Source organism: Aureibaculum koreense (assembly GCF_034296135.1).
Classification (GTDB): Bacteria; Bacteroidota; Bacteroidia; order Flavobacteriales; family Flavobacteriaceae; genus Aureibaculum.
Genome location: NZ_JAXKVV010000001.1, coordinates 406,098 through 417,013 on the forward strand (window position 1 = coordinate 406,098; position 10,916 = coordinate 417,013).

The 10,916-nt window shown below is 33.8% G+C and carries 8 protein-coding genes and 1 pseudogene; 2 read left to right on the forward strand and 7 right to left on the reverse strand.

Annotated features, from left to right (window positions below; all coding sequences use genetic code 11):
- Positions 1 to 27 precede the first annotated feature (27 nt).
- The 5 genes from UMM65_RS01965 to UMM65_RS01985 all read right to left on the reverse strand — a co-directional run bounded on the left by UMM65_RS01965 (position 28) and on the right by UMM65_RS01985 (position 7,580).
- Positions 28 to 888, reverse strand: a complete 861-nt coding sequence (locus UMM65_RS01965) for an AraC family transcriptional regulator (RefSeq protein ID WP_321974780.1) — start codon at positions 886 to 888, stop codon at positions 28 to 30.
- 481 nt (positions 889 to 1,369) lie between these two features.
- Positions 1,370 to 2,275: a TolB-like translocation protein gene (locus UMM65_RS01970; RefSeq protein WP_321974781.1), complete on the reverse strand. Its 906-nt coding sequence runs from the start codon at positions 2,273 to 2,275 to the stop codon at positions 1,370 to 1,372.
- Between the two features lie 361 nt (positions 2,276 to 2,636).
- Complete coding sequence (locus UMM65_RS01975) at positions 2,637 to 4,475, reverse strand: alpha-1,3-galactosidase-related protein (RefSeq protein WP_321974782.1); 1,839 nt, start codon at positions 4,473 to 4,475, stop codon at positions 2,637 to 2,639.
- Positions 4,476 to 4,823: 348 nt separating this feature from the next.
- The gene (locus UMM65_RS01980) at positions 4,824 to 5,048 is read right to left on the reverse strand and encodes a carbon starvation CstA family protein (protein ID WP_321974783.1); all 225 of its coding nucleotides are present in this window, start codon (positions 5,046 to 5,048) and stop codon (positions 4,824 to 4,826) included.
- Positions 5,049 to 5,090: 42 nt separating this feature from the next.
- Positions 5,091 to 7,580: a hypothetical protein gene (locus tag UMM65_RS01985; protein WP_321974784.1), complete on the reverse strand. Its 2,490-nt coding sequence runs from the start codon at positions 7,578 to 7,580 to the stop codon at positions 5,091 to 5,093.
- 163 nt (positions 7,581 to 7,743) lie between these two features.
- Between UMM65_RS01985 and UMM65_RS01990 the strand changes: the two are divergent.
- Together UMM65_RS01990 and UMM65_RS01995 are read left to right on the forward strand one after the other, a co-directional pair.
- Positions 7,744 to 8,094, forward strand: a pseudogene (locus UMM65_RS01990) (IS982 family transposase); the annotation flags it as partial.
- Positions 8,095 to 8,806: 712 nt separating this feature from the next.
- Entirely contained in the window at positions 8,807 to 9,769 is a 963-nt protein-coding gene (locus UMM65_RS01995) for an endonuclease/exonuclease/phosphatase family protein (RefSeq protein ID WP_321974786.1), read from the forward strand.
- A gap of 43 nt (positions 9,770 to 9,812) precedes the next feature.
- On the opposite strand, the gene UMM65_RS02000 is transcribed toward UMM65_RS01995, so the two are convergent.
- Both UMM65_RS02000 and traM read right to left on the reverse strand, forming a co-directional pair.
- Positions 9,813 to 10,628, reverse strand: a complete 816-nt coding sequence (locus tag UMM65_RS02000; protein ID WP_321974787.1) for a DUF4138 domain-containing protein — start codon at positions 10,626 to 10,628, stop codon at positions 9,813 to 9,815.
- A 38-nt stretch (positions 10,629 to 10,666) separates the two neighbouring features.
- On the reverse strand, positions 10,667 to 10,916 hold a 250-nt coding region (traM, locus tag UMM65_RS02005; RefSeq protein ID WP_462976389.1), incomplete at its 5' end, for a conjugative transposon protein TraM.

Consider the following 10,916-nt stretch of genomic DNA (forward strand, 5'->3'; position numbering starts at 1 on the left):
CAAATACTTTTTTTGCCCTAAATCAGGTTATTTAGAATGTACCTTAACATATTGTGATGGAGACATTCCTTTTATTTTTCTAAACTGTCGGTTAAAATTGGAAATATTATTATACCCACAATCGTAACAGATCGATGTAATATTTTGCTTTTCTTCAATCAATAATTTACAGGCATAACCTATTCTTAACTCATTCAAATACCCTGTAAATGTTTTTCTGTGCATGCGTTTAAAGAAACGACTAAAAGCAGAACTGTTCATTTTTACTACATTAGCTACATCTTTTGAGGTAATTGGTTGATTGAAGTTGTTAAAAATAAATTCGTAAACCTTATCTAATGTTTTGTTTTCTGTTTTATTAAAGGTTTTAATAAATCCTGAGCTTACCAAATTTTCAGATTTTGCTTTCGATAGTTTATGGAGTATATTAATAAAACCAGTAATTCTTGCAAAAGGATCAAGTGTTTTTAGATTGACAATATCTTTTAGCAGATCTTGATTCAGATCATAAAACTTAATTCCTTGACTTGCCCCATTAATCATATTGTTAATTTGAATCATTTCGGGCATATTTAAAAAAACTTCTCCTAAAAAGAATTTATTAAAATGAATTGCAATAGCTTCTGAAGACAAATTAGAATCTTGGTTAAAATACACATCATCATTTAACCACATGTGCGGTAGGTTTTCTCCAATCAATACAACATCATTCTCTTTGAAATTAACAATAGCGTCTCCAACAAAGAGCGTTCCGGTACTTTTTAAAATCAAAACCAATTCCAGTTCGGGATGATAGTGCCAAATTTTTAAAAAATTAGGAAAATTATTATGGGTTACCGTAAAGGAGCTATCCTTAGAACTTGCTCTATTTAGTAAATGTAATTTCATTTATTATCAATTTGTTGTTGTAAAAATATACAAACTAAATGGGGAAAATTAAGTTTAGGCAAAAAAAATACCATAATTTATGTTTTAATAGGTAGTTTAAGAGTTAACACTACATTAATTTTGTAATGTAATTTAGAGGTGCATATCACTAATATGTATTTCTTTCAAGATTATTTGAGTTAGTTTAAAAACAGGGTTGGTTGTAATAATCAGCCCTTTTTTGCTAAAAGAACCTACCAAAGCCCTTATTTGATAATCAAAAATTATATGGATAATAATAATACCAGTTGTGTATTTTGAATCAAAACAGTATCAAAATGTCAGTTCGAGTGATTTTGAGGGACGAAAAATCGTATCGAGAACTAATTAACAAGCCAAAATCCTTATTCTCGATATAAATTTTACTCATTTCAATCGTAAAATTCACTCGAATTGACAGAATTTTATCAAAATGCACAACGGGTTAATAATAATTGTTCTTTCATTTGAATTTGTTCAATATTTCGGTACTTATCCAATAAATATCTTGTTTGCTCGTATAAAATAAATACTTGCCGTCATAGGTAACAAAAGGGCAAAGTTCATGGCTTTCGGTATTTACGATTGTTCCCATATTTTTTGCCTGATTCCATTCGCCATTTTTATTCTTAAAACTAATGTACAAATCTCCATTACCTAAACCTTCTCTGCGAGCAGAAGAAAATATAAGATATGATTCATCTGGTGCAACAAACACATCGGCTTCGTATCGTTTTGTATTTATAGTTTCGCTTAATTTTACAGGTCTATTAAATATTCCCTCAGTTCTAGTGGCAGAATAAATATCAAAATTGTGACTTCTATTTTCTGCGGCATTTACATTGGAAGCAAAATACATAGTACCGTTAGACGCAAATGAAATATAGTATTCGTTCTTATCCGAATTTATCAGATTCCCAACATTAATAGGCTCAGACCATTGATTGTCTATCTTTTTAGAATACCAAATATCAATATCATTAATAGTGTCTAGTGCATTTCTAGGCATATTAGAAATATAGAAAAGCTCGTTTTCATCTGGTGATAAAAACGGATCGTTATACCCATATTTTTCATGGGAGATAATTGTAACTGGCGTACTCCATTTTTTATTTTCAAGTTTGGTATATCTAATTTCTGCTCTACCATCGGTATCTACAGCATAATAAAACTCTGTACCGTCTTTTGAAAAAACAGATCCGAATTCAGATTCACCTTCCTTAGAAATAAAATTTGGTGCAAATACTTTTGCCGTTGCTGAAGGCTTATTTTGGTCAATATAAGTAAGTAAATTTTCTTTTTGGGAATTACAACTTAATACATGAGCAATTACTAAAAATAATGAAAATAGTTTAGAAAGATAATTCATTTGTTTATTAGATGACAAACAAATATACAGAATTGAATTCGTTTTTTGTTTTCAAAAGTGAACTCTGTTTCTGATTAACTGTGTTAATACATTTGAACTATTACAACAAAATAATCCCACAATGCTAAGCATTGTGGGATTGTACTTGATGTGGGGCCATATTGCCCCAAAGGTGCCAATCACTTTTAAAGGTTACCTCAGTAGGCTTTATGTGAAAATGATTAAAATGTGTTGGAAATCCATAACCCGATATACCGACATTACAAAGCCTAAAATAAAAGTTTTTAAATAATTTCCTTTTCATACAGATGAATTCCTGAACAGTCGTAGTGGCTCAATCTTTTAAATTACGATAACTTTATTAACGGACACTTAAATTGTTTTGTGCATTTAATTCCGTTTTAGGCATATTCACCAATTTGATATCCTTTCCTAAAACATCGTCACCAATATTATTATTTTTAATGAACACGTTTCTGCAGGCATCTAAATAAAAGCTATGTTTTACAGGATGCCACGGTTCAAAAATATGGCTTCTTAAAATGGTATTGTTGCTAAAATTAAGGTTGTTGACAGACTTGGCGTATAAAATAGGATAGTCTGACATACTAAATTCATTTTGTTCTATTGTTATATTTCTATGGTAAGGGGCGGTAGGATTGGCTGAAGGAATTTCTGGATAAATACTAATTACCGCTTTACAAAATTGATATGGTGAGGAATTGCAGTAAGCACTAAAGGTATTGTTTCTGATGGTGATATCTTTTACGGCACCACTTTCATACCAATAATTGGCATCGCCCGCTATTAAAATGGCACTACCACTGGTTTCAAAATAATTGTTTTCGATAAGCACCTTACCAGGAGTGGAAATAAGGTATCCTCTAGCCCTATTACTACCTACACGACAGTTAGTGATTGTTACATCAGGAGTCCACGTTAGGTTTTCCAAAGAGTAGTTGTCAGAAACAAACTCAGGTATGGCTTCTTTAAAAACAATTTTAAACTGTTTTTTATTTAACTCAATAAACTCCTTAACGGTAGCCGTACCCTTGGTGTTCATAGATTCTTTTTTAACAAAAGCTACCGTATCATTGGGTTGCCCCCATATTAGCCCTTTACTCATGTCGTGTGCATAATTACAAACTATGGTAGTGTCGTTCAACCGTTCTATAATTGGTGCATAGGTGCCGTGAATATTAATGGGATCATCCATTAAACCTTGGGCATCACAGCTGTCTATTACTATTTTGCCTTTGCACCCCATAAAATGAAGCCCGTCATCATGTCCGCTGAGATATCTGTTTTTTTTAGGATTGGGCACCATGTTTACATTGTGCATTTCTATATTTTCACAATACTGTGATAAAATGCCCAAGCCCGAAGTATGGTACACATTGATATTTTCTAATTTAATATTTTTGGAATGAAACAAGAACATGCCCGCATGATCTCTTGTGCTATGGCGTAAAATCAAATAATTACCAACTGTTGGTGTTTTGGTAAATCTACCTTTTAACAATAACTTGCCATCTCCCACCTCGGTATAAGTTACATTTTCTAGATCCCCATTAATGGTGCCCATATCACCCGTTTTCGGGGGGATAATATGATCTTTATTAATTTCAATCAGCCATGAGCCACCAGATACTTTCCAATCTGCTTTCCAATCGTCAGAATAAAAGGTCAATCCTTTTTCGTGAACCTTAAATGGAAATTGTTTTTTATCAATTTTTAACAAGATATGCGTTGAATCGGCTTCTAAGACTTCGGCCTCTGCCGTTAATGGGTTTTCCCAATCAATGTTTACGTTTTTAATTGTAATGTTCTCAGCATTATCTAGCGTAAATGGCTGTATATGACCATGATAAATAAAATCTGAGCCTTGGGCATCAATAGTTAAATTTTTTGTTTTATCCAATAAAACACCAAGTCTTTTAGGATTTACATCATAAGTATTGGATTCGTAATAATCTCGAAGGTATGTCGAATCGGGATAGAAATCATAACGACCTTTGGGAAATACCAATGTTTTGCCATCTGTTTCCAACTCTTGAAGAAGCCCATTGATCTTTCCAGTTATATTCTCTTTCGTATCTGATAAGATTCCGTAATCTGACACATTAATTATTGTACCATCCTTTTTTGTTTTACCACAAGAACTAAAAATGAGGCAAATTAATAACAATATACGCATCATAGGTTTATTTTGTTTGCAAATTAATATTGAAGTGATTTAAACTTTTTTTGAAAAATAAAAAGGATTGTGGACACCAGTCTGCCAGCTGGCAGGTTTGCGTTGCGAAACATAAAATATTAAATCACAACCCTATATGTACGTAGTACTTGACAAATATACGATAGAAATGGAAATTATAGTACATCTTCCAAAGACAAAATGAGGTTTTCAGCCGACTGTTCCTACAGGAGCTATCGTAAATACCGTACTTTATAAGCTAAAACAGATGAACAATGGAGGTGTTTGTCCGTAAAAACACTTCTTTCAGAAGCACTCTTTAGCTGGCAATTGAATTGGTACATTGTCATTTTAGAAAATATCAATGGCTCCAAATATGGGACTCAATCCAGTAATATTCAAAAATTGTATCATGAAAACCTTCCATAGTGGTAACGGGCAATAATCGACACCATCCTGTAAACGAATAGCTGCCGTTTCTGCATTGGGTTCGATAACGAAAATCTTTTCCACAAACTTTCCATAGGTAAAATGCCCAAGAATCAAGATGGCTATAGAAGCAATAAATGTTATCATATCTTATTTATTCTCTAAATTTTAAATATTGAAAAAGCTCATTTAGCTATAGCTTAACCATGCAGTTGCATTACAATCTCTATTAGCCTTAAACTGTATCCAATGTGCACTAAAGCCTTCTGGGAACTCGTAGTTAAACGCTTCGTTTGCCTTTAACGAAAATGTTTTATATAATACCGGTTCGTTTGTATAGTGGCTAATATGTATGTATAGTTCAACTTCCATATCTTTATCTACAACTAACTTTAATGTCTTTTTATCGTAACCCGTCATTAAGTACGGATCTGATAGTTCTGCGGCCTTTACGTTCGTGTTTTTCCATGGGCCGCCTTCTCCCCTTGGTTTACCAAGTTTCCATAAATCGTCAATTCCTCCAAACCACAGTCCGACATTATTGTCTTCAGACTTGTAAACATGTTCACTTTTGGGTGCGTTCTTTTTAACACCGCTTAAAACAAGCAAACCGTTCCATGTATTGAAATCAGAAATCTGTTTGTTATGGGTAGCTACTGGACGCATCATTTTATAAAGAGGCTCGATACCTATATAATACAATGGCAATTCGTAGAACGTTCCGCCTATATTGGCAAGTTCCCTTTCAGACTCTACCTCCCTAACGCTCCTAACCACTCCAGAAGGAGCAGATGCAGCGACAAAGCCAGGTGACTTAGGCAATCGCAACCTATAGTTTTTGGCATTCAAAATGATGGAAGCATCATCTTCAGCCCAAATATCTTTGGTCTTTAAAGCAGCCTGAGCTGTTGAATCCTTGATTCCGTTTTTAAACGTAAAATCATATTTAGTAAATTCATACTCAGATTCTACCTTGAACTTGTTGTTAGCAACGTTACCTGCAAAAACACTTAAATTATAATTTGTCTTATTACTGTATAATTTTGAGTGCAATACTTCGTCTGAATAATCAGAATTTGCAATACCTTCAAATAGTTTTATCCCGTCTTCGGGACTTCTATAATCTTTATCGGTTAGATGGAATGATGCCGTAAGGGTATTATTATTACTAGCTTTAAGCCTTACCCATTGAATAGCATTGGCGTTATCAAACACATAACCCTCATAACCGTTTTCAGAGATATCTATACTTATTAATTTTGACCATTTGCCGTTGCCTTTTTTATCTATTTCTATGGTTACTTGAACTGCTGATGCATCGTGGTTTTTAAGGTGCAACATTTTGTTGTCGAAACCATTTACCAAAAATGCATCTGAAGCTTCGCCCGCTTTTGTTTTTTCGTTCAACCAAATAGATCCGTAAGCCGTAGCTGGACCCCATTGCTTTAATTCCTCAAAATCACCAAACCATAGGTTGGATTGGGGCTGTCCCGCCAAAGGATTACCTTGAATACTGGTTTCATCAGTGGCCAATACTACCTTGCCTTTCCATCCCATAAAATCTGGAATGTACCTTAAGTGCGAGCCTATGGGCTTGATTCCCGAGGTGTTTGTTGAAGAAAATGTAGAAGGGAATTCAAAGAACATACCGTGCATATCCATCATCATCATGTCTTCTGAAATGACCCTTATTCGTGGCCACTCGGTAAACCATCCATGTGCCGGATCGTTATTATAAGTTGCCTTGGGAATTAAATAGGTGTACCACACCCCTAGATCCAACACTTTTAGACGCACCGATTTTTTATCCCACCCCATGGCCCATAACGGCGAATCATCATTTGGGATGGCATAAATGCCATTTTTTGTAGTCACATCGGTATATTGACGTCTTTCTACGATCTTAAATTTTTCCCCATCATATTCGGCCAATACCCCTTTGCAATCTTCGCAAATCACATCAGCTGATTTTTCAATTTTCCAACTCTCTTCCCACTTATCGTTTGATGTGTTCTCCCCGTTATTGGAAACAACCAATCTACCCTGGCTGGTATAGCCTCCTTTGCCGTGCCAACCAGGAAGTGGATCGTCGTACAATTTATTAACTTCTAAAGTATGTACATTTACTTCATAGAGCATCCCTTCCATATCGTAATAATACACTTTGTTTTCAGGGTCTTTTAGGTGTCTGGCTATTGCTGTAAGACGGCCTTCCATCTTTGAATAAGGTATCGTTTTGATATTACCCTTAGCATCGATAACATAAGGACCTATAAATAGTTGATTGGATTCTTGGTGCACTAAACGTGCCGCCGGAGTACCTCCAATACTACCTTCAAAAATCTCCATATTCAAATCATCATCAATAATATAAAGCTTATGGCCACTCCCTTTTGGTTCGTGAGCTGCATAATTGATCATATAAGCTTTTCCTGCCCATTCAACAACTGCTCCAATCCCACATTCTAGCCCTTTTTCATATACTCCTTCTTCATTGGCATGGGAATAGGTAGTTAAATGTGGGTAAATACCACTTATTTGTCTATTTCCTGAAATCGACGCAATTTTTCCGTTTTTGAAAACAGGAATTGTTGGTTTTGCAACAGCTTCTTTCTCTACTTTGTTCCCACATGAAACTAGTGCTAATGTTAATGCTATAATACTAAATATATGTCTCATACCTACAAATTATAAAGTTTATCGTGCTGTTTTTTCTTTTTGTTTTTATCTTTTTTCGTTCTCCTAAGATTGCCTAAAATGTCATAACTACCCTAGTTTCCTAAAAAGTTGGAGCAAATAGTTTTTATGTTTTGGTTTGAACAGTTCAAAAAAACAACTTAAGATGCTCCAGAACAAATTTATGTCAATTTATTGTGTTTTAAATGATATTTTATTGGAAATGAACCATAAAGAACATAGCAACAGAAAAGTTTCCTACAGCCAGGTATTGACAACGGCCATTGTGGCAGATTTATACTTTGGCGGAAACCAGACCATGGTATTATTGTATCTAAAGAACCATATTTTTAAAGATACCATTGACAAGAGCGGTTTTACAAAATGGTTGCACAAACTGAAAGAACTCTTGATGTTCATATTTTTAAGTACAGGTAGGATTTTCAAACATATCGACTGCAATATGAAATATAATCTCGGTTCCTTTCCTGTGAAGGTATGCCATAACATTCGCATCGGCTGGAGCATTTCGCAGCTAGTGTACCAGCTGCTGAGGTACGTATATCGGTAAGGCTCTGATTTTAAGCTAATATTTACCTTTTTGCTATTTACCCTGATTCGTTCATAGATGTTGGTTCGATTGTTCTTTGCACGTTTGGCATAAATCAAAAAAAGGACTGAAAAAGTTGTGAAGTACGCATAATTTCGTTTTTTAATATTTATTAAAACGAAAGTCAAATCATGCGTAAAATTGAATAAAATCTAAAAAGATAATCATTCTAGGTAACCGAATAGGTCACCTAAACTTTGATATTAATACGAATCATTTAGAATTGATAAAAATGTAAATACTTAAAAATCATATACTTATATATGGTATTATTTTAAACAATACCATAAAAGTGAGCCATACTGGATTAACCGATGTTGATCCATCTGATACACTCCTGCAAACCTGCCTACAGCAGGCTGGCACAATCCCAAAATGGCAGAGCCATTTTGGGATTGTGATTGATGTGGGCCATACTGGATTCGAACCAACTAGTAAAACCTATTGAAAATCAGATATTTATAGTTTTTAAAATTTAATAGATAACCGAATAGGTCACTTTTATTAACGCATGAACTGATTTCGAAAATCAAAATTACAAATAAAATCGAATACAAGTAGATAAAATTTACTTAGCATTTAAAAGATACATTAACTAAAAAATTAGTAGCTTTATAATATGCCAACAATTAAGGATATACCTCCAATTCCAATTCAAGAAAATCTAAAACTTTTAAGGAATGATCTTAATCAAAAAATTCCTTCTAAGAAATTAGATGATAATTTATTAATTGCAACTTGGAACATTAGAGCTTTTGGGAACTTAACTAGAAAATGGGAATCTGATAAAGATGACTCCCCGAAAAGAGATTTACATTCTATACTTTGTATTTATGAAATTATCAAAAGGTTTGATGTCATTGCCATTCAAGAAGTCAAGTCAAATATTAGAGCTTTAAGAGATACCATAAAGCTATTAGGAAATAACTGGTCGTTAATTTTAACCGATGTGAGTAAGGGAAGTTCTGGGAATGGTGAAAGGATGGCCTACCTTTTTGATATGCGAAGGGTTCAACTTTCTGGATTGGCAGGTGAACTGGTCGTGCCAAATGAATGGACAAAAGGATTAAGGAAGAATGTATTGGAAGAACAATTTGTAAGAACGCCGTATGCTGTAAGTTTTCGTTCTAATCAACAAACATTCATTTTGGTAACTCTACATATTAAATATGGTAAAAAATCAACTGAAAGAATTAATGAATTAAAAGGTATAGCTAGATGGCTGGCAGATTGGGCAAGTGATATTAATGCTTATCATCAGAACTTTATTGCTCTGGGAGATTTTAATATTGACGAACGTGGTGATTTATTGGATAAGACTTTTCTGTCTGAAGGTTTATCTGTTCCACCACAACTGCAAAATGAAGAAATAACCAGGTCTATATTTAACGAAACTAAATACTATGACCAAATTGCTTGGTTTAATAATAATGCCAACATTCCTAATCTTTCTTTGGAATTTGTCAATGGTGGTAATTATGATTTTCTCCCCACCGCTTTAAGTAACCGAGATATAAGTAAACGTAATTTATCATATCTCATATCAGACCATTATCCACTTTGGGCGGAGTTTAAATTGTAGTTGAGCTAATTTTAAAGTAGAATTTACAAAGAACAATAAGTATCTACAAACCCCATTCCCTATTCCCATTTTTCTCATTGATTTGAATGGACAACCTTTCAGAATCCCCCAATGTAAATTTGGGCATTACAACAACAAACTTATTTGACTCTCCATTCTTGAATACTTCAGGAAGATTATAGGTATAGATGGGATGTATTTGTAATTTCTGAAAAGAAGATTTTCTTCTTTTATTGGTGTTTACACTATAAAAATTAATATAATCGAATTCAAAATCGATTCCGGATCTATTATTGATTTCAATGACGGCATATACTTCAGAACGGTCATAGACCAATTTTTTAAGTGAAAGCAATATGGCTTTACCATGTTTTGATTTTTGAACAGGATGTTTTTTAGTCAGCAAATACGCACTAAATTTTTCAAAATATTCTTTTCGATATTGATAGGGGTTTTGAGTTTGAGATTTTAGCAAAGAATCTTGTTGAACCTGTTTATTTTCATCTTTTTCCTTTTTAGGGATTTCATTGCCAATACTTTTAGTTTTCGGAATAAAATAATTCAGTTGTTGAAGCTCTTGGTTATAGGCAATAATATAAGAGAAAACAGAACCGTCATCTCCTATGACCAATAAATTACTTGTTGCTCCTGGCTTAGCCTGCAACAACCCTAAGTATTGTTCAGTTTCTGTATTGTACGTGAATACAAAATTTCTAGAGCCAGTGATTCCCTGTCTTATTGGTGTTGGAAAAAACAGGGCAACACTCTTTTGGTCATTTGCATAAATAGTGTCCAGAGATTGTTGCGAGGTGATTGATATTGAATACGCTAATAAAATTATTGTGATATATGTTTTCATTGGAATATATTTTTATAATGTCCATTATGGACAAAAGTCTAACGAGGCTTTAAAATGAGTTTATAATTATTGATTATAGTTACTTTAATTTTTCGGTTATGGCGTTGAAACACTTTGGTTACACCACTTACTTGTGGAACACCAGGAATATTCACTTCGTCTATAATTTCCCCAGCGACTTCTTTGGCGATTTCTCCCCTAAAACTGTTTTCTACATAAATGCCTTCACTACCATCCTGATAGTCATAGGCCTTTAATTTAGTGGGCATATGGTCGACATTTTCGATT